The 19,118-nt window shown below is 54.2% G+C and carries 15 protein-coding genes; 4 read left to right on the forward strand and 11 right to left on the reverse strand.

Features of this window, described 5'->3' with window-relative positions; translation table 11 throughout:
* Positions 1 to 49 precede the first annotated feature (49 nt).
* The 11 genes from dcuB to uxuA all read right to left on the reverse strand — a co-directional run bounded on the left by dcuB (position 50) and on the right by uxuA (position 12,669).
* A complete protein-coding gene (dcuB, locus tag OGX93_RS11835) occupies positions 50 to 1,390 on the reverse strand; it encodes an anaerobic C4-dicarboxylate transporter DcuB (protein ID WP_012134520.1) in 1,341 nt (446 codons plus the stop codon).
* Between the two features lie 597 nt (positions 1,391 to 1,987).
* The gene (dcuR, locus tag OGX93_RS11840) at positions 1,988 to 2,707 is read right to left on the reverse strand and encodes a two-component system response regulator DcuR (RefSeq protein ID WP_012134518.1); all 720 of its coding nucleotides are present in this window, start codon (positions 2,705 to 2,707) and stop codon (positions 1,988 to 1,990) included.
* Positions 2,704 to 4,335 carry a sensor histidine kinase gene (locus OGX93_RS11845; RefSeq protein ID WP_024130815.1) on the reverse strand — a complete coding sequence of 544 codons (1,632 nt, stop codon included), beginning with the start codon at positions 4,333 to 4,335 and terminating at the stop codon, positions 2,704 to 2,706. Before OGX93_RS11845 ends, dcuR begins: the two co-directional genes overlap by 4 nt.
* A 109-nt stretch (positions 4,336 to 4,444) precedes the next feature.
* Positions 4,445 to 5,398 carry a nickel/cobalt transporter gene (locus tag OGX93_RS11850; RefSeq protein ID WP_071257272.1) on the reverse strand — a complete coding sequence of 318 codons (954 nt, stop codon included), beginning with the start codon at positions 5,396 to 5,398 and terminating at the stop codon, positions 4,445 to 4,447.
* Positions 5,399 to 5,503: 105 nt separating this feature from the next.
* Positions 5,504 to 6,283 (reverse strand): heme ABC transporter ATP-binding protein, encoded by a 780-nt coding sequence (locus OGX93_RS11855; RefSeq protein WP_286449933.1) that lies wholly within the window; start codon positions 6,281 to 6,283, stop codon positions 5,504 to 5,506.
* Positions 6,276 to 7,268 (reverse strand): FecCD family ABC transporter permease, encoded by a 993-nt coding sequence (locus tag OGX93_RS11860; RefSeq protein WP_047459566.1) that lies wholly within the window; start codon positions 7,266 to 7,268, stop codon positions 6,276 to 6,278. Before OGX93_RS11860 ends, OGX93_RS11855 begins: the two co-directional genes overlap by 8 nt.
* Positions 7,268 to 8,089: a heme/hemin ABC transporter substrate-binding protein gene (locus OGX93_RS11865; RefSeq protein ID WP_104867877.1), complete on the reverse strand. Its 822-nt coding sequence runs from the start codon at positions 8,087 to 8,089 to the stop codon at positions 7,268 to 7,270. Before OGX93_RS11865 ends, OGX93_RS11860 begins: the two co-directional genes overlap by 1 nt.
* Positions 8,086 to 9,114, reverse strand: a complete 1,029-nt coding sequence (gene chuS / locus OGX93_RS11870; protein ID WP_286487805.1) for a hematinate-forming heme oxygenase ChuS — start codon at positions 9,112 to 9,114, stop codon at positions 8,086 to 8,088. Before chuS ends, OGX93_RS11865 begins: the two co-directional genes overlap by 4 nt.
* 45 nt (positions 9,115 to 9,159) lie before the next feature.
* Positions 9,160 to 11,142 (reverse strand): TonB-dependent hemoglobin/transferrin/lactoferrin family receptor, encoded by a 1,983-nt coding sequence (locus OGX93_RS11875; protein ID WP_012134511.1) that lies wholly within the window; start codon positions 11,140 to 11,142, stop codon positions 9,160 to 9,162.
* Between the two features lie 75 nt (positions 11,143 to 11,217).
* Positions 11,218 to 11,454, reverse strand: a complete 237-nt coding sequence (gene hemP, locus OGX93_RS11880; protein WP_077956852.1) for a hemin uptake protein HemP — start codon at positions 11,452 to 11,454, stop codon at positions 11,218 to 11,220.
* A 150-nt stretch (positions 11,455 to 11,604) separates the two neighbouring features.
* Positions 11,605 to 12,669, reverse strand: a complete 1,065-nt coding sequence (uxuA, locus tag OGX93_RS11885; RefSeq protein WP_012134508.1) for a mannonate dehydratase — start codon at positions 12,667 to 12,669, stop codon at positions 11,605 to 11,607.
* A gap of 478 nt (positions 12,670 to 13,147) precedes the next feature.
* Between uxuA and uxaC the strand changes: the two genes are divergently transcribed.
* The 4 genes from uxaC (at position 13,148) to OGX93_RS11905 (ending at position 19,075) form a co-directional block, all read left to right on the forward strand.
* Positions 13,148 to 14,557, forward strand: a complete 1,410-nt coding sequence (gene uxaC / locus OGX93_RS11890) for a glucuronate isomerase (protein ID WP_104867875.1) — start codon at positions 13,148 to 13,150, stop codon at positions 14,555 to 14,557.
* A 20-nt stretch (positions 14,558 to 14,577) separates the two neighbouring features.
* Positions 14,578 to 16,122 carry an MFS transporter gene (locus tag OGX93_RS11895; RefSeq protein WP_275155485.1) on the forward strand — a complete coding sequence of 515 codons (1,545 nt, stop codon included), beginning with the start codon at positions 14,578 to 14,580 and terminating at the stop codon, positions 16,120 to 16,122.
* A 73-nt stretch (positions 16,123 to 16,195) separates the two neighbouring features.
* A complete protein-coding gene (locus tag OGX93_RS11900; RefSeq protein WP_286449931.1) occupies positions 16,196 to 17,659 on the forward strand; it encodes a mannitol dehydrogenase family protein in 1,464 nt (487 codons plus the stop codon).
* 372 nt (positions 17,660 to 18,031) lie between these two features.
* Positions 18,032 to 19,075 (forward strand): TRAP transporter substrate-binding protein, encoded by a 1,044-nt coding sequence (locus OGX93_RS11905; RefSeq protein WP_012134504.1) that lies wholly within the window; start codon positions 18,032 to 18,034, stop codon positions 19,073 to 19,075.
* Positions 19,076 to 19,118 lie beyond the last annotated feature (43 nt).

A 19,118-nucleotide genomic window follows, 5' to 3' on the forward strand; every position in this document is an offset into this window, starting at 1 on the left:
ATTGTATAGATGGCGTGCCGCGCGATAACGGGCGGCACGCAAGGTGCTGTTACAGGAACCCGTACATGGCGGCGAAGATCCAGCCAAATACACAGGAGACGCTTACGCCAATCAAACCGGGCAGAATAAAGCTGTGGTTAATGACGAAGCGACCAATGTGGGTGGTGCCGGAACGGTCGAACTGAATCGCGGCCAGATCGCTCGGGTAGGTCGGCAGGATGTAGTAGCCATAGCACGCCGGTGCTGACGCCACGATGTAAGCCGGGTCTACGCCGATAGCCAGTGCCAACGGAACGATCGCTGCCAGCGCCGCCGCCTGGGAGTTTACAAACTTGGAGACCAACAGCAGAACAATCGCATAGGCCCACGGATACTCTTTCACCATTTCGCCCAGCACGCTTTCGATTTCAGTCATGTGCGCGCCGAACATGGTTTCCGCCATCCAGGCAATACCGTACACCGCCACAATCGCGATCATACCTGAACGGAAGACTTCATTTTTTGAGATAGAAGCAGGATTGGTTTTTGTCAGGATAATAATCAGCGCGCCGGTCAGCAGCATGAACATCTGAATGACCAGCACCATCGACAGCGGTTTGCCGCCGAAGACCGGACGCAGTTCAGAGAAGGCGCCTAACAGAGCGACAACGGCGATGGCTGACAGGAAGATCCACATGGCCAGCCAGTTGCTTTTCGGCAGTTTTTTATCCAGCAGCGTGGCGGTGTCGCCATACACGTAGTGGTAGTTTTCCGGGACGGAGATGAACTTCTGGAACTCTTCGTCTTTATCCAGATCTTTACCACGGAACCAACTGAAAATACCGATAGCCAGGATACCCAGCAGGGTCGATGGAATGGTGATGGAAAGCAGGTCAAGGAACTCCAGATGCTTACCGTTAAAGGTGAAGTTACCCAGCATCGCGACCAGCGAAACGACCGCTACAGAAACCGGGCTGGCGATGATCCCCATCTGCGCGCCGATAGAACTGGCTGCCATAGGACGTTCCGGGCGAATATTGTTCTTAATCGCGACGTCGTAGATGATGGGCAGAATGGTGTACACCACATGGCCCGTACCGCACAGGATGGTCAGCGTGCAGGTTACAAACGGGGCGACGATGGAGACGTATTTGGGGTTGCGACGCAGCAGCTTCTCGGCAATCTGCAACATCACATCCAGGCCGCCGGAGGCCTGTAGCGTGGCGGAGGCGGCGACCACGGCGATGATCACCAGCATCACGTCGACGGGCGGTTTACCCGGCTGGAGGTGGAAAACAAAGACCAGAATGACCAGACCGATACCGCCTAATAAACCCAGCGCGATACCGCCTTTTCTGGCGCCATAAAACAAACACACTAATATTATGATAAGTTGTATACTAAATAACATTTATCTACCCTCGCGATAAACCTGTTTAATTTTTGATAAATAGATCACAGTCATGTTCTGTTTTTTGTGAGTTGTCCTCAGAGCCTGACGAATATTCGCTTTGTCTGTATTGATGATTAATCTCTAAACATGAAATAAGAATTTTTCAGTAAATCATGAGTCATTCTTGGCTTCTGTTTATGGCGTATTCAGAGAACGAAGCTCCCTGGCGATGGGCTGGTTAACAAAGAAGAGCAGGGCAGGTTGTGTGTTTTGTATTCTATGTCACTGAATTTCAGGAACATATCGTCTGCTCACAAAAATAGCGTTATTTTAATTTTTTTTATGTGTCCGGTGAATCCCAGACTACTCCTTTATAGTTAAAAATACACACTCTACGAGTCACATAATACTTAATTAACTTTTGTTACCGTTTTTGAAATTAAAAACAACGTGACGCTTCTGAATAATAAGCTGATGAATTAAAACATATTTGTGTTCATATTTGATCTGGCACAAATTCTCTATTTTTGAGGGTGTAACTTGTGCCTTTGTTATTTTTCATTATTGTAATAATTGTTACCTTTATATAACGCATAATGCGAAGCGGCTTCTTTTCTACTGGCAATATTGCTTAAGTAAAGAATAATGTTCGGCCTGAATACGATAACGGTAAACCGGTCTGCCGGTCACGCCATAATGGATGCTGGTAAACAGAATATGGCAATTGACCAGCCAGATAAGATATTTACGGCAGGAAACGCGGGAAATATTGACCTCATTCGCCAGCTCGTCAGTTGAAAATTCCTGGTCCTGGTGCGCATCGATCCACTGACACAGGGTGCGCAGCGTTTGCGGCGTCAGCCCTTTAGGCAGGCGTCGGGTATCCGGCTCATTGGATGCACTGCCGTGAATCAGCCGATCCAGCTCTGATTGTTCATAATACTGGTGCTTCTCCATCGCCGTTTTCTTTTGCAGCCAGCCGGTCAGCGCCTCTTCAAAGCGGGAAGCCTGAAACGGTTTGATCAAATAATCGACCACGCCGTAATGGAGCGAATCTTTGATGGTGGTGGCGTCGGCGGCGGAGGAGATAACGATGACGTCACATTTGCATCCGGCGCTGTGCAGGACGGGCAGCAGGTCCAGCCCGTTCTCCTTCTGCATGTAAATATCCAGTAAAATCAGATCAATATGGTTTTCGCCATCGAAAATAAACGCTTTTGCTTTCTCCAGCGTAGACGCGGTGCCGCAGCAATGAAAGCCAGCGATCTGCGCAACATAGCGGCGGTTTAACTCTGCTACCATCGCATCGTCATCGACAATTAAAACATTGATCATATGCTGGTCCTCTCCCCGTCCCAGGGTATTTGAACAAAAAATTGTGTGAAGATCCCGGGTTCCGATTCGACGGTAATATTGCCGCCGATACTCTCAACTTGCTGTTTTACTATCGCCAGACCGACGCCACGCTCCGTTCCCTTTGACGAGACGCCTTTGTCAAAAATTTGCTCTATGCGTTCGGGGTCAATTCCCGGCCCGTCATCGTTGACTTCACAATGCAGCCAGCCATGCCGATAATGCAAGGATACGCTGATTTCACCGCCGGGTTGTTGACCTAGCGCCTCCAGCGCGTTTTCAATTAAATTGCCCAGAATGGTAATCAATACGGTGATTTGATCTTCATTACGGCTGTCCGGTAATCGACTTTCATTGCTAATCACCAGGCTGTGCCCTAAATCGGAGGTGCGATTAATCTTACTGAGCAAAAAGCCTGCGATAACGGGCGACTTTATTTTCCCCAACAGTGAGCCGATCTCTTCCTGATAGTTATTAGCCGTCTTAATAATATAATCTTCAAGCTGCTTATAACTCTTCAGATGCAATAATCCCAGAATGACATGTAATTTGTTCATAAATTCGTGGGATCGTTCACGGAGTGCATCCGCGTAGTTGACCATTCCGTCCAGACGCTGCATGAGCTGGCGGACTTCTGTTTTGTCCCTGAACGTGGAGATCGCGCCGATGATTTTTCCATTGCTGCGTACCGGAACGGTGTTGATAAGCAGCAGACGATCTTTAACGGTAATCTCTTCATCCCGGCGCGGCGTACCGTCGCGGAGCACGTCGTTCAGATTCACTACCTGCGACCAGGCGTGGCTAAGCGAGGATAAGTGCGCGTCATCCTGCGATTTGCGGTAATCGAGAAGTTCCTGCGCCGCCTGGTTGATTAACGTCACCTCGCCGCCGTCGTCAACGGCGACCACCCCCTCTTTGATGGATTGCAGCATCGCCTGGCGCTGCTCAAACAGCGTGGAAATTTCATACGGCTCCAGGCCGAACAGGATGCGTTTGAGCACCTTCACCAGCACGTAAGTGCCCAGCAATCCCACCAGCGCGCCGAACAGAATCGACCAGATGATGCTCCAGCGGCTGTTGTTGATCTGCTCCGTTACTCTGCTGAGCTCAAGGCCAATCGCCACGACGCCGATCTGCTGATGATTGTCGTCATAAATGGGCGTGAAAACCCGCAGCGCTTTGGCAAGAAAACCGCGATTGATGGCGACGTTTTCATGCCCCTGTAGCGCCAGCAGGATGTCGTCGCCTTTAAACGGCTGGCCGATTCGCTGCGCTTCCGGGTGTGAATAGCGAATGCTCTTCATATCGGTAATTACGATAAATAACATATCGTTGCGCTTGCGAACCGCCTCGGCGATCGCCTGAATGCCGCTCTCTGTCGGCTTTTGCTTCATACGCTGGCGAATTTCCGGGGAGTCCGCCAGCGTACGGGCGACCGCCAGCGCTTTATCTGCCAGCGCGTCGCGCGTCATGTGGCTGATCTGTGAGAAATAAATCAGATGGACGACGAGCAGCACGGAGAACAACACGGCGCTGACCATCAATATCACGGTCGTGCCGAGTTTCATCTGGCGTTTTCGTCCAGCGCGGCGTTGCAGAGAATGTTTCATCGCGATCCTGAGATTACACATTGTGTGGGTATTATCCCTGATGGGACGGGTAATTCAAAGGAGGTAGGGAAAGACAGGGGCATAAGCACGCTATCGCCCGGCAAACAGGTTAACACCCCGCCGCAATATAATCACCGTTCGCACTGATGGGGATCACCGTCAGAAACAGAATGAGGGCAAACAGTACCAGCGCCAGACCGCCGATGATGCGGATAACCGGCCCCAGCCAGCGCAGGGGGGCATGGTTCCCGGCAAACAGCGCCTGGGTCTGGTTGCGTGCGTAACGTACCGCCAGCGACAGCCCCATAATCGACAGCGCCGTGCCGAAGGACATGGTCATGACGGCGGCAATCCCCCAACTGACAATGCCGAGCGCGTTGGAGAACAGTAAAATCATGATTGCCCCGCTACAGGGGCGGGCGCCTGTCGCCAGAATCACGCCGAGGCGTGTTTTCCAGTTGCCGTCGGTGAGTTCTGCGCCCACGCCGTGATGCCCGCAGCCACAGTGTTCGTCGTGGCTGTGCGGCAGAGAGAAACGCGAGAAAATGGGCCTTGGACGCAGGGTTTTTAGCGCCTGGTAGATGATAAATAGCCCGAACGCGCCAATCAGGACGGCGCTGATTTTCTCGACGTACCAGCGGCTGGTGCTGAGATCGCCGGCGGCCAGGTTGAAGCCGACCGCCAGAATAAACACGAACAGTATGGCGCTGACGCCCTGCATCAGGCTGCCAATAAAGGGCACGACCCGCGCGGCAAGCAGGCTCTCTTTCGTCGTGCTCAGCCAGGTGGTGACGATAAATTTCCCATGCCCCGGCCCAATCGCATGCAGTACGCCGTAGAAGAACGCGCCGGTCAGCAGCCATAGCCCGCCGGTGTACTGGTGGTTATTGAGTTGCAGCAAATACATGACCAGATAGCGGTGCAGGGTGATCTGGGCGGCGAGACACCACTGGATAAACGCTTCCCAATGGCTGTGCACGGTGAAACCTGCCCACAGCAGCGTCAACATCAGAAGTCCTGCCAGCGGTAAACGCAGGGAGGGAAGTTGTTTTGGTGCGATCATGATTCCGCCTGGTAATGAGTTTTGCGGAAAGTATAGCCTGAGGAAAGCGATTCTCCGCAGAATTGTCAGCCGGATAAGGCGAAGCCGCTATCCGGCATTTTCCGGTTAAGGCGCGAGGAAGATCTGCGGCCCGCCGCTTGTCGGGTGTGTTCCGACGTGGACTTCCGCGCCGTACCAGCGGGTTAGCGTACCGGCTTGCAGAACCTCGGCGGGTGCGCCTTCGGCAACGATGTTGCCGCCATGCAGCAACACGATTCGATCCGCCCACAGGGCCGCCAGGTTGAGATCGTGCAGCACGATGCAAACATGCAGATGGCCCTTACGGGTCAGCGTTTTCAGCAACCGCAGTAAATGCTGCTGATGGAACAGATCCAGCGCGGAGGTGGGCTCATCAAGAAAAAGCCAGCCGCGTGGGGAGCCGTCGCACCATAGCTGCGCCAGCGCGCGCGCCAGCTGTACGCGCTGCTGTTCGCCGCCGGACAAGGAGGCGTAACGTCTTCCCGCCAGCGACAAACATTCGGTAAGCTGCATCACCTGATGAATCACCGCCGCTTCGGGCTGCTGCGTCCAGGGCATTCGCCCCATGCCGATTACGGCCCCAACGGGCCAGTCAAACCCCATTCGCGTTTGCTGAAGCATGACCGCGCGGTAGCGGGACAGCGTCTGCGCAGACCATTGCTCAAGCGGTTTGCCGGCCAGCAGGCAACGCCCGTCTGCCGGAGTGAGATAACCGGTGAGCAGCCTTAACAGCGTCGATTTCCCGGCACCGTTGGGGCCAATTAATGCCAGCAGTTCTCCCTGGGTCAGGGAGAGCGAGATATCGCGAATAATTGTTCTGCCCGCAGCGGCGTAGCTGACGCTGTCAGCGAGAAAACGTTCAGCCATACTGACCTCCCCGGCGGAAAATAAGCCACAGGAACCACGGCGCGCCCAGAATACTGGTCAGCAGCCCGACCGGCATTTCAGCCGGGGCAACCAGCGTTCGGGCGATGGTATCGGCAATCAGCAGCAGAAAGGCGCCCGCCAGCACGGAGCCGGGGATAACCGCACGATGGTCTGCCCCTAACCACATTCGTATCAGATGCGGCACGACCAGACCGATAAAACCGATCACGCCGCTGACGGCGACAGCCGCCGCCACCAGCAACGCGCTACAGATCAGCAGGATTCGCTGAACAACCCGGACATCGACGCCCAGGTAATGCGCCTCTTCCTCTCCCAGTTGCAGCAGGTTAAGCGCGCCAGCAAGACGCCAGATGAGAAATACCGTTGGGATCATCAAAGAGGCGACCGCCAGCAGCGTTGACCACTGCGCCTGGCCAAGGCTGCCCATTCCCCATAGCGAGAGCTGGCGTAGCTGGGTGTCATTGCTGATCCACGACAACACGCCCACCGCCGCGCCGCATAGCGCATTAATGGCGATGCCGACCAGCAGCAGCCGGGAGAGCGAACTGTCCCGCTGTCGGCTGAGCAGGAAAATAACGACTGTTGCGATGAGCGCGCCAATGAATGCCGCCAGCATCGGCGCATACAGCATAATCAGGGGAGGCAGCGTGAGCGGAAGGACGACCCACAGCGCAACGGCTAACGCCGCGCCGCTGCTGATGCCGAGCAGTCCCGGATCGGCGAGGGGGTTGCGAAAGAGCCCCTGCATCACGCACCCGGCCAGCGCCAGCGAGCCGCCAATTACCAGCGCGAGCAGAACCCGGGGCAGACGAATGTTGAACCAGATCTGGCGTAACGCGTCGTCGCCGTCATGCCAGAGCAGGCTGAGCGGCAGGCGTAATGCGCCAAAACCGCTTGCCACGACCGTCACCACTGCCAGCATCAGCGCCAGCGTATACAGAGAAAGCGTGATCCGCCGTGGCATCAGGGCAATGACTCCGCTTTCGCGCGTAGCTGCTGAATCGCCTGAGGCGTACGCACGCTAAAACCGAGCAGCGCCATATCATCGACCGCGAACACCTGCTTATTGCGCCCGGCAGGGGTCTGCGCCAGTCCCGGTAACTTCCAGAGATTCTCTTCGCCGCCCATCGCCGTTAATCCCTCCTGGGGAAGCACCACCAGATCGGGCTGGCTGGCGATCACGCCTTCCTGTGAGAGCGGCTGATAGCGGGAGACGCCCTGCATCGCATTTTGTAGCCCTGCCGCGCGAATGGCGGCATCCGCTCCCGTTTGCTGTCCGGCGGCCATCGCGCTCATTCCGCCGTGGTTAAGAATAAACAGCACCCGCTTATTGAGCGGCGTGGTCGGCAGCGCGGAAATCTCTTTATTCAGCGTCTGGCGCAGCGCCTCGCCTTCAGCCACCCGGTCGGTGGCGTTGGCGATGACCTGCACTTTCTCGTCGATGACGCGCAGGTCGTTGCGGCTCGGTACGGTAATGACCCGAACATGACTTTGCTCGACCTGTTTGAGTACCAGCGAGGGCTGAGCCTGGCTGCTTGCCAGCACAAGATCGGGACGCGTGGCGAGGATACCTTCGGCATTTAGCTGGCGCAGATACCCCACATCCGGCAGGGCAGTGGCCTCCGGCGGCCACTGGCTGGTGCTGTCGCGGGCGACCAGCGAAGACTGTGCGCCGAGCGCGTACACGATCTCGGTGACATCTCCGCCGAGCGCGACGATCCTATCCTGTTTCGCGGCAAGAACCGTCAGCGGCAGGGCGGCAATCAGGGCAAGCAGTTTTTTCATGCCGCCAGCCCTTTTGGCATCAGCGCCTCAATCTGTTTGCGCCACTGTGTCTGTTCTGGTTCGCCTTCCGTACGCTGACCGTAAAGCTGAGCGATTTGCGTGCCGTCATGCGCAAAGAGTTCCAGACTGGTGACGTGGCCGTCTGCGGTAGGTTTGCGGGTTATCCAGGTCTCGGCAATCGTCTCTTCCAGCAGGTGCAGCGTAAACGTCGGGTTGAAAATATTCAGCCAGCCTTTCATCGGCACGACTTTTTCGACCACGCCGGTGAAAATTTGCACGCAGCCTCTGTTGCCGACGAACACCATGATTTCATTGCCGTCTTTAAGGGCGGCGTCGAGGAGCTGCGCCAGCGCGCCATTCGGCACCTTGCAGGCCAGATCGTCAGCGACCCGTTCAAAAGCCTGCTGGCGGGTCAGGTTATGGCGCTTGAGCAGCGTGAAGAACTGGTGAACGTCGGTCATCGCGCGCCACTCTCTGTCGACGGTCACGGCATCGGCAGCCGTTTCGTTAACAGGGGTTTCAGCCGCTTTCAGCGCCAGCGGCGCATTCTCGGTCACGATAAAATGTTGCAGAAGCTCGTCCCAGGCGGCGGTGTCGGTGTTGTCTGTGGCATACACCTTCAGGAGCGCATCGCCCTGATGATCAAAGAACTGAATGCTCTGGCGCTCGCCGCGGGCGGTCGCTTCCTTAATGTGGAACACGCTGGCCCATTGATTTAAAAATAAGCGCAGATCGAGCGCGCGTGGGTTCAGTACCAGCCCGGTGTGACCGCTCAGGTGTTGATTGGTGAATGCGCCGACCTGCTCGTGTACCGCATACTCGTTGCGGCAGATGCATTTTGTTTCGCCAACGGATTCCAGCGCCGCGAAAATTTCACGCGTGTCGCCGCGCAGCCGCCATGCGTCATGACCGACGCGGGCAAACGTCAGCTCCGCCTCGCTGATCCCCAGTAAACCAGCGATGTCACGCGCGTACTTACCAGGATGTTGTTCTTTTAGCTCAAGCCAGCGTGTGTAGTGGTTCATTGTCTCTTCCTTCCAGTATTTGCCCCGGCGAACCGGGGCGGGTGATTACCATTGATAGCTCACGAAAATCTTGCCGTTGCGCCCGTCCTGCGGGATGCCCTGCGGCGACCAGTACTCTTTATCGAAGGCGTTACCCAACACCAGCGTGGTGGTCATGCCTTTCAGCGCCTGCTGTCCCTGGTAGCTAACGTAAAAGTCGTTGACGGCATAACCCGGCTGTTTGCTGTATTCGCTGCTGATATGCGTTGAGCGATCGGCAAACGTTCCTACCCAGCCAACGGAGAAGCCGCTCTGCGCGACGGGAATATTCAGCTTGCTGGTGACGGTATCCGGGTTAATGCTGGAGATATACTCTCCGGTATCCTTGTCTTTCCCACGGGTGCGGTTGTAGGCCACGTCGAGGCTGAACAGATCAGCGGTATATTTCGTCATCACATCCCAGCCCCAGATTTTGGCGTTCGGGACGTTGTAAGACATGGTGGTCGCGGCGGCGAAATCGACGGTCGTGGAGATGTAATCTTTTGCTTTGGTGTCAAAGTAGCTGGCTTTGAACTCCAGCGCATCGTTGGACAGCATCAGATTGTCGAAACGCAGACCAAAACCGTACTCCTGCGTTTCGTTGGTTTCCGGGCGCAGGTTAGGGTTTGGCACCCAGTAGTTAGTGTAGAAGCTGCCAATGGAGAAGTGTTTTGCATCGTTATACATTTCACCCATTGTCGGCGCGCGGAATGCCTGGGCGTAAGAGCCAAACAGCATCAGCCAGTCCGTCGGGCTGACGGTTAACCCGGCGCGGGATGACCATTTATCGGCATCAACATCGTCATAGCCGTCGCTGCTGCCGCGGTAGTTGTCGTAACGCGTGCCGCCCAGCAGGGTGACGGGCAGGTCGCGAAGGGTGATTTCATCCTGCAACCAGCCGGAACTGAAGTCGATTTTTGCTTCCGGGAAGCCGGTTGTCACGCCGCCGGGTTTTTGCTCCTGACGGTAATACTCTCCGCCATACGTCAGCAGGTGAGAGGCGAAAGCGTCGCTGAAGAGACGCGTGCGGTTTTCAACTTTTCCGCCTTTGGTGGTTTGTTTGCGAAATTCGCCTGTGTTATCGACGTTCTGGGCGTTGATGCGCGCTTCAGACCAGTACACTTTGGCATCGGCATTCAGCCAGTCGTTGCCCTGCGGCGCGATCCTGTAAGAGAGCTGCATGTCGCGCTGGATGGTCGAGCGATCCACAAGAGGGTTGCTGGTGGAGGCATCAATCGTTTGTGGGTTCTTCGGCTCTTGCGCGTCGTTGTTGTAGTAACGTAATGACCCACTCAGCGCCTGCGCATCGTTAATATACCAGGTGCCTTTTGCCAGCATGTTATTGATCGATTCATCATTTGGCGCCGTGGAGCCGTCGCCCTGGCGCAGGTCGCCACGATCGCGGCTGGACCACGCCACCAGTCCATCAAGGTTATCGGTTCGGCCAAAGGCGCTGGCGCCCATTCCCAGACTGTGATCGCCGGTGCCGCCAGTGCCAAAGACGCGGAAACCGCTGTTCTGGCCTTCCTGAAGCAGATCTTTCGCATCGGCGGTTTCATAAGAGATCACGCCGCCCAGCGCGCCGCTGCCGTACAGCAGTGCGGAAGGGCCGCGAACGATCTCAATACGTTTGATCAACGCCGGATCGAGGAAGGTGCTGTTGAGGTGCCCGGTATCGGTTCCCTGACGAACGCCGTCCACCAGAATCAGTACGCCGCGACGGTCATAGCCACGCATACTGATATCCTGGCCGTTGGTTCGCCCGCTTCCGCTCAGGGTGATCCCTGGAACAGGACGCAGCAGATCGGCTGCCGAGCTGGCGGTCTGGTTTTCGGGATCGGACGTATCGATAACGCTCACCATCATGGGGGCTTCAAAGGTGCTGCGCGCATTACCGGTCGCAGTGACGGTGATATCGTCTGTGGTCGCGTAAGCCGCTCCTGGCAGGGTGCTAACGATTGCCAGCGCCAGCAGAGATGGGCGCAAAGAGGCAGATTGCAGGCGTAACATAACAACTCTCCATAAGGAAATTGAAAAGTGCTGGCTGCCTGGGGGGAGACCTGGGTGGCTGGCGAAATTGGTTATTTATTTAGTCAGGATCAGTTTCCCGGATTGCGTCTGGCGGAGCAGATAATGTTCACCCTTATGCTCAATCAGTACCCAGCCTTCTTCGCCGAGCAATACTTTGCTGTCTATCTGGCGTTTGGTGCCTGAAGGAGAAAGCGGAGCGTTGTTTTTTATTATTGCAGCCATAGTGTTATGCATAGCGGGCGCATCCGTTATGAAAATGATAATAAACATGATAACAAGAATGATTATCATCAAGATCAATTTTTGCATCAAGCGTTTTTTCGTAAAATAGCGTCTGGATCAACTTTGGTGAGAAAAGCGGTGATATTGAGGGGTACGGCAAGTAAAAACCCGCAAAATGGCGGGTTTTTTATCTCGTTACATCGTGATTCACAACGGACTTTATTTTTTCTCCAGCGCTTCCCAGAGACCTGACAGGTAAGTGACGCCGAGCGCGCGGTCGTAAAGACCATAGCCTGGGCGTCCCGTTTCTCCCCAGATAAAGCGACCGTGATCCGGGCGGATATAGCCATCAAAGCCGTTATCGTGGAGCGCCTGCATTACGCGGTACATGTCCAGCGAACCGTACTGCGAAGGGTGGGCCGACTCGTAGAAGTCTTTATCTTTGATCAGCTTAATGTTGCGTACGTGCGCAAAATGGAGGCGTTTGCGACGCGTGAATTCAGCCAGGATTTCATAGACGTTATTTTCTGGATCTTCCGCGATCGAACCGGTACAGAGGGTGATGCCATTCGCCGGAGAGTCAACGGCATCGCAAATCATCGCCAGGTCGGCGTGGTTTTTGACCACGCGCGGAAGGCCGAAAATAGAATACGGCGGATCGTCCGGGTGAATGGCCATTTTCACGCCCACTTCTTCGCACACGGGAATAATCTCCCGGAGGAAATAAAACAGGTTTTCCCGCAGCTTGTCGTCATCCACCCCACTGTAGCGCGCGAATAATTCCTGCACTTTAGCCAGGCGCTCAGGTTCCCATCCCGGTAATGCGAAACCGTTGGAGTTATCCAGAACCTCTTTTACGACCTCTTCCAGCGTCTTATCAATGCCATGTTTTTCAAAGGCCATCGTCAGAGAACCGTCCGGCAGGACGTAGTTCATGTCCGTTTTCATCCAGTCGAAGACCGGCATGAAGTTATAACAGATGACCTTTATGCCAAAGCCCGCCAGGTTGCGGATCGTCTGCTTGTAATTCTCAATATAGCGATCGCGTTCCGGGGTGCCGATTTTGATGTCATCGTGGATATTGACGCTTTCGATGACTTCCATCTTCAGGCCCGCAGCGTGCGCCTGCTCAACCAGCGCCTTAATTTTTTCAACCGGCCACACTTCCCCAGGGGCGACATCATAGAGCGCCCCGACGACGCCTTCTACACCCGGCACCTGGCGAATGTATTCCAACGGGATTTTGTCTTCCTGTGGCCCAAACCAGCGCATTGTCATCTGCATTCTTTGTCCGCCTTTCTTATCTTATTGCGTATTTCGTATATTTGACTTCATACCATACTAGTATTGACTAGCATATTCAGTAATGACAATTTGATCAACCTTACCGTAGAAAAAAGATTAAATGCCGCCAGGAATATACATTTCCGTTAAGGGGAAGCTTTTACTGGAAAGCTTATTTCCGGTAAGTGTTTTAATTTTGTAAAATATAATGATCAGTTTGTTCTTATTTGTCGTTTATCGTGAAAATAACCGCTATAGCACAGGGATTAATACACGCCATTACGACTGAAAGTGATTTTTTTATTGAAAGTTGCATAACATGATTTAAGTCACAAATTTCTTAATTACACTTGTATGGTAGTAGACTTTAAATGGGCGGGAGGGGTAATGTCGGGGCTATTAAGTACCTGTCATACACCGATTTTAGCCTCAACCTGGGGACGTTTTAGCAAAAGCCATCCCCTTGTGCGGAGTAATTATGTCCATGATAAATCAAAGTTTTATGATAAATAACGAACCGGGTCAGCGGTTGTATTCTGAGCTGGCTAAGACGTTACCTATTATTGACTATCACTGCCATCTTGAAGCGAAAGCGATTTGGGAAAACAAACCTTTTGCCGATATTACCCAGCTTTGGCTGGAAGGGGACCATTATAAATGGCGGGCGATGCGCGCCAATGGCATACCCGAGCGGAAAATTACCGGCGATGCCTCTTCAGAGGAAAAATTTGAAGCGTGGGCGCAAACCGTTGAGGCCAGTTTTGGTAATCCGCTGTATCACTGGACTCATCTTGAACTGAAATATTATTTCGCGATTGAGGAAACGCTAAACAGTAAGAACTGGCGCACGATTATGGCGCAGTGTAATGAACAATTACGTCGCGATGATTTTTTACCGCAGGCGTTAATTACCCGTTCAAATGTTGAAGCGCTTTGCACAACCGATGGGCCGCTTGACGATCTGGAATATCATCAGCGACTGGCGGAAAAGCGTGATTTTTCAACGCTCGTGCTGCCGACCTTCCGTCCCGATGAACTGTTTGAAACGCATCCCGATCGCTTCCTGACGTTTGTTTCCCGCCTGTCGCAGAAAACCGGAAAAACCATTACCACTCTGAATGAGTTTCTCGCGGCGCTTGAAGCGCGCGTCGATTTTTTCCACAGCACGGGTTGCAGGGTGTCGGATCATGGGCCGCTGGCCGTTCGTTTTCGCCCGCTTGATGCTGCCGGCCAGGCCGCGCTGTTCCAGCGCCGACTGGCAGGTGATGCGCTGACTGAAGATGAACTTCAGGCCTGGGATAGCCTTATTTTTGTCGCCTTAGCCAAAATGTACAAACAGCGCGACTGGGCAATGCAGATTCACTTTGGCGCGATTCGCAACAACAACACGCCAATGTTCGAAAAAATCGGCATTAACTGTGGCTTTGATTCCATTGGCGATCAGACGCACCTTGCGGAAAGCCTGAATGGTCTGCTGAACGCAATGGCGGAAAACAACGGTCTGCCGAAAACGATCCTCTACAACCTCAACGCCAGCTATAACGATGTGGTTGCCTCCACCATCGCTAATTTCCAGAGCGGTGAAGATGGCGTGAAATCCCCGCTGCAATTTGGCTCCGGCTGGTGGTTTAACGATACGCGACGCGGCATGGTGAATCAGCTCAATGCGCTTGCCGATCAGGGATTACTCTCTAACTTTATTGGTATGCTGACGGATTCCCGTAGCTTTGTCTCCTATACCCGACACGATTATTTCCGCCGAATCCTCTGTGATTTGATTGGCGGGTGGGTCGAAAGAGGGGAAGTGCCGGAGGACGATGCGATCCTCAATAACATGATTCGTGGCATCTGCGTGGATAACGCCCGCCGCTATTTCCGTTTTCGATAAGACTGATGCAGGAATAAACGATGACCCGTAAGAACAGAAAAGTCACCATTCCCGTCAGTATCGGCTACGGCCTGACGGATATCATGGGGGGCGGCGCATTTACCGTTATCGGTGCCTGGCTGCTTTTCTTCTATACCACCTTTGTTGGTCTGTCGCCGATTGAAGCGGCGTCTATTGTGGCGATCGCGCGTATTGTCGATGCGATCGTGAGCCTGTTTATGGGCAGCTTCACGGACCATTTCTATAAGCATTATTTGGGCAAGAAATTTGGCCGCCGCCGTTTCTTCCTGCTCATTGGCGCGCCACTCATGCTGGTTTACATCCTGTTATGGATGAACGGCATGAACTTCTGGTTCTATCTCGCTGTGTACCTGGCCTTTGAGATTATCGCCGCTATGGTGCTGATCCCGTGGGAAACGCTGCCGTCTGAGATGACCAAAGACTTCAATGACCGTACCAAACTGTCAACGTGCCGCATGTTCCTGTCGGCATCCGGGACGTTCCTTGCCACCTTTATTCCGGGCCTGCTGATCGGCTGGCTGGGTGAAAACAACGCGGATGCATATCTGATCAACGGCGTTGTATTTGCCGTGCTGTTTACGGTCTGTGTGTTTATCTCCTGGAAAGTGACCTGGGAACGTGAACTGACGCCGGAAATGCTGGCGGAAATGGAAAAAGAGCGTCAGCCGATGACCGCTGGCGAAAAACTGGCGGCGTTTGGCAACCTGTTCAAAGAGTATGCCTCAACGTTAAAAGTGCGCGCGTTCCGTAAACATCTGGCGATCTATCTCTTCTCCTTTACCGCCAAGGATGTCTACAACACCGTATTCGTCTTTTTCTGCGTCTACTGCCTGAATGTTTCATCCTCTCTGGCGGGAACATTGCTGTCGATGAGTATCGTCGGCTTGCCGGTTACGCTGGCGGCGGGCGTGGCGATTATTAAATATGGCCCTTCTCGCCTCTATGTCTTCTCCTACAGCCTGATGATGCTGTGCCTGGGCGGGTTCTTCCTGGTTTACCAGTTCCCGACCGACAACAAAATCGTATTGTTGGTGATTCTCGCCGGGGTTTACCAGGTTGGGCGCTGCATTCTGGAGTTCACGCCGTGGAACGTGTTCCCGTTCATCCCGGACATTGACGAAATGATCACCCGTCAGCGCCGTGAAGGGCTGTTTGCCGCCGTCATGACGTTCTCCCGTAAGACAACGGTAGCTATTGCGACCTTTGCCGTGGGCCTGCTTCTGCAAAGCGGCGGCTTCGTGAAAGGCAGCCAGACGCAGCCGCAGGAAGCGATCACGACCATTGCCATGCTGCTGTTCGTTGGTACGGCCGGGCTTCTGATCATTGCACTGTGGCAAGCGCTGACCTTCCATCTGAATAAGCGCACGCACAAAATTTTCGTGGACGAAATTGAACGCCTCAAAGCGGACGGTCTTAAACAGGATGTGACGCCGGAAGCCCGCCATATTGTGGAAGACCTGACGGGCTACAGCTATGACTCGCTCTGGTGTCAAAGCGCGCCTGAACGGGTAAAGCCCACTGAACCCACCTCCATACTGAGCTGATACAGCCTGGCGGCAGCAAGGGTGCAATAGGCCTGCTGCCGCCAATCCCTCTTTTTATACAGTGAGTAGAAAGATGCAAAATAAGCTATTACACGCGAATGCCACCGTTCCGAACTGGGATCGCAACGCGCTGGTTCCGCGAATTGTTCACCTGGGATTTGGCGCGTTTCATCGTGCGCATCAGGCCGTTTATGCGGATATTCTGGCTGCGGAACACGGCAGCGACTGGGGCTACACCGAAGTTAACCTGATTGGCGGCGAGCAGCAGATCGCCGATCTGAAAAATCAGGATCGCCTCTATACGGTGGCGGAAATGTCGGCCGATGCCTGGACCGCCCGCGTGGTTGGCGTAGTGAAGAACGCGCTGCATGCGCAGGTGGATGGCCTGGAAACGGTGCTGGCTGCCATGTGCGAGCCGCAGGTTGCCATTGTATCGTTGACGATCACGGAAAAAGGCTACTGCCACTCTCCGGCTACCGGCCAGTTGATGCTCGATCACTCGGCTATCGTTGCCGATCTGCAAAACCCTCAGCAGCCAAAATCAGCGCCGGGCGTTATTGTCGCCGCGCTGGCGCGCCGCAGAGCGGCGGGCCTCCCGGCGTTTACCGTGATGTCCTGCGACAATATGCCGGAAAACGGTCATGTTATGCGCAACGTAATATGCGCCTATGCGCAAGCCGTTGATGCCGGGCTGGCTGCCTGGATTGCGCAGAACGTGACGTTCCCCTCCACGATGGTGGATCGTATCGTCCCGGCGATGACGGCGGAAACGCTGGATAAGATTGAACAGCTTACTGGCGTGCGCGACCCGGCAGGCGTGGCCTGCGAGCCATTCCGCCAGTGGGTTATCGAGGATAACTTTGTCGCAGGCCGCCCGGAATGGGAAAAGGCCGGAGCCGAACTGGTGGCTGACGTGCTGCCGTTTGAAGAGATGAAGCTGCGTATGCTTAATGGCAGCCACTCTTTCCTCGCTTATCTGGGTTATCTTTCCGGCTATCAGCACATTAATGAGTGTATGGAAGATGAGCACTTCCGACGCGCCGCGAGGGCGCTGATGCTGGAAGAGCAGGCGCCGACGCTGAACGTGACGGGGGTGGATCTCACTCGCTATGCCGATATGCTGATTGCGCGCTACAGCAACACGGGACTGCGTCACCGTACCTGGCAGATTGCGATGGACGGCAGCCAGAAACTGCCGCAGCGCATGCTGGATTCCGTTCGCTGGCACCTGGTTCACCACCATCGTTTCGATCTGCTGGCGCTGGGCGTTGCGGGCTGGATGCGTTACGTCGGCGGGGTGGATGAACAGGGAAACCGTATTGACGTTAGCGATCCGCTGTTGCCGGTCTTGCAGAATGCGGTGATGCAGAGCGCGGAAGGCGAGGCGCGGGTAAAAGCGCTGCTGGGCGTGGAGGCCATTTTCGGGAACGAATTACCGCATGAGCCGCTGTTTGTGGCGCAGGTAACGCAGGCTTACCTGTCGCTGCTGGAAAACGGCGCGAAAGCGACGGTCGCCCGCTATATCTCTGAACGGTAAAGCGTAAAGGAGTGCCGCCAGATAACGACGGCACTCCTGCGTTGACTAACGCCCCCCATTCACTAACCCTTTTCCTCTTTTTTCTCTCCCGTCGCTTTCTTCTGCGCTAAACAGTGACTAAACAGCGATGATGTCGTTTTAACGATGTAACGCACCTGCGCGAATTAGCGATGTCCGCCACAAAATTCACATATCACTCCCACTGATGAAAGGAAGCGACTTGCTTTTGTACAGGGAGGCGGATAGTTTCTGTAACGTTACACTAAAACGTTACAGAAGAAACATACAGCAGTTTTTCTCATTTACTCTCCTGGCGATTTAGCGGTGCCAGACGGCGTTATCGCTACCCTAATGGTATGTGGAAGGACAATCATGATGGAAATAAAACAGCTTCGTTCGACCAGACGTTTTTTAGCTTTAGCTTGCTTAAGTACCGCGCTGATAGCGGGCAGTGTGGTGACTTCTTTTGCTCAGGCAGCGCTTAATTTTCGCGTTTACTCCTCTCTGCCCGGGGATGATTCCTCCGCGCACTATATCTGGTTTACCCGTTTTCAGGAGAACCTGAACAAAAACGAAAAATTGAAAGGGCAAATTAAGCTCAACTATTTCGCCAACGGGATGTTAGGAAAAGAGGCCGATGCCACGCAGCAGGTACGCATTGGCGCAATCAATATGATGATCTCCGGCACCTCGATTTGGGCCACGCTGGTGCCTGAAATCGGCGTTCTGGATCTGGGTTATCTGTTTAAAGATTACGACCAGGTTGGCAAAACGCTGGACGGAAAAGCGGGCGAGCAGCTTTCTGCGTTAATGCTGAATAAAGCCAACGTTATGGTGCTGGGTTATGGCTATAACTTAGGCGCGCGTAATGTGTATACCAAAAAGGCCATTGAAAAACCTGAAGATTTAAAGAATCTGAAAATCCGCGTTCTGCCAGTGCCTAACTTTATCGCCACGCTGAATCATATGGGCGCGGTGGCGATTCCGATGCCGGGCGGCGAGGTCTATTCCAGTCTGCAAATGGGCGTTATCGACGGCGTTGAACATGATGCGCCGACCATCTACTCCAGCAAATATTATGAAATTATCAAGAATGGCACCCTGACCCGCCATAGCTTTAACCCGCTGATGATTGCCATGAATAAGAAGAGCTTCGAGCAAATTCCAGAAGCGCTGCGGGCCGACGTCCTTGCGGCGGCGCAGGAAGCCACAGAGTACGAGCGCCAGCAGGCAAGCCAGAAAGAGCAGGAAGCGATTAAAAACCTGGAAGCCAAAGGGGTGACATTCCGCGAGACCGATCGCGCGTACTTTGCGCAGCAGGTGCAGCCGGTCTGGAAGGCATTCCTCGATCAATATCCTGATATGAAACCGATTGTTGATGAGATTACCGCCGCGGCGCCAGGCGATAAGTCGTAATACGTGAGCCGCCGATTCAGCCGGTTTTGGGGTGGGTCGGCGG

This window comes from Citrobacter sp. CK195 (genome assembly GCF_030333365.1).
Lineage (GTDB): Bacteria > Pseudomonadota > Gammaproteobacteria > Enterobacterales > Enterobacteriaceae > Citrobacter_B > Citrobacter_B koseri.

Excerpts from the sequence above, each read along its gene's own strand:
- OGX93_RS11905 (WP_012134504.1), top strand. The coding sequence starts at position 18,032 with ATGATGGAAATAAAACAGCTTCGTTCGACCAGACGTTTTTTAGCTTTA.
- OGX93_RS11865 (WP_104867877.1), bottom strand. The coding sequence starts at position 8,089 with ATGAAAAAACTGCTTGCCCTGATTGCCGCCCTGCCGCTGACGGTTCTT.
- OGX93_RS11875 (WP_012134511.1), bottom strand. The coding sequence starts at position 11,142 with ATGTTACGCCTGCAATCTGCCTCTTTGCGCCCATCTCTGCTGGCGCTG.
- hemP (WP_077956852.1), bottom strand. The coding sequence starts at position 11,454 with ATGATAATCATTCTTGTTATCATGTTTATTATCATTTTCATAACGGAT.
- OGX93_RS11900 (WP_286449931.1), top strand. The coding sequence starts at position 16,196 with ATGCAAAATAAGCTATTACACGCGAATGCCACCGTTCCGAACTGGGAT.
- OGX93_RS11845 (WP_024130815.1), bottom strand. The coding sequence starts at position 4,335 with ATGAAACATTCTCTGCAACGCCGCGCTGGACGAAAACGCCAGATGAAA.
- OGX93_RS11860 (WP_047459566.1), bottom strand. The coding sequence starts at position 7,268 with ATGCCACGGCGGATCACGCTTTCTCTGTATACGCTGGCGCTGATGCTG.
- OGX93_RS11895 (WP_275155485.1), top strand. The coding sequence starts at position 14,578 with ATGACCCGTAAGAACAGAAAAGTCACCATTCCCGTCAGTATCGGCTAC.
- chuS (WP_286487805.1), bottom strand. The coding sequence starts at position 9,114 with ATGAACCACTACACACGCTGGCTTGAGCTAAAAGAACAACATCCTGGT.
- OGX93_RS11850 (WP_071257272.1), bottom strand. The coding sequence starts at position 5,398 with ATGATCGCACCAAAACAACTTCCCTCCCTGCGTTTACCGCTGGCAGGA.
- dcuB (WP_012134520.1), bottom strand. The coding sequence starts at position 1,390 with ATGTTATTTAGTATACAACTTATCATAATATTAGTGTGTTTGTTTTAT.
- uxaC (WP_104867875.1), top strand. The coding sequence starts at position 13,148 with ATGTCCATGATAAATCAAAGTTTTATGATAAATAACGAACCGGGTCAG.
- uxuA (WP_012134508.1), bottom strand. The coding sequence starts at position 12,669 with ATGCAGATGACAATGCGCTGGTTTGGGCCACAGGAAGACAAAATCCCG.
- dcuR (WP_012134518.1), bottom strand. The coding sequence starts at position 2,707 with ATGATCAATGTTTTAATTGTCGATGACGATGCGATGGTAGCAGAGTTA.
- OGX93_RS11855 (WP_286449933.1), bottom strand. The coding sequence starts at position 6,283 with ATGGCTGAACGTTTTCTCGCTGACAGCGTCAGCTACGCCGCTGCGGGC.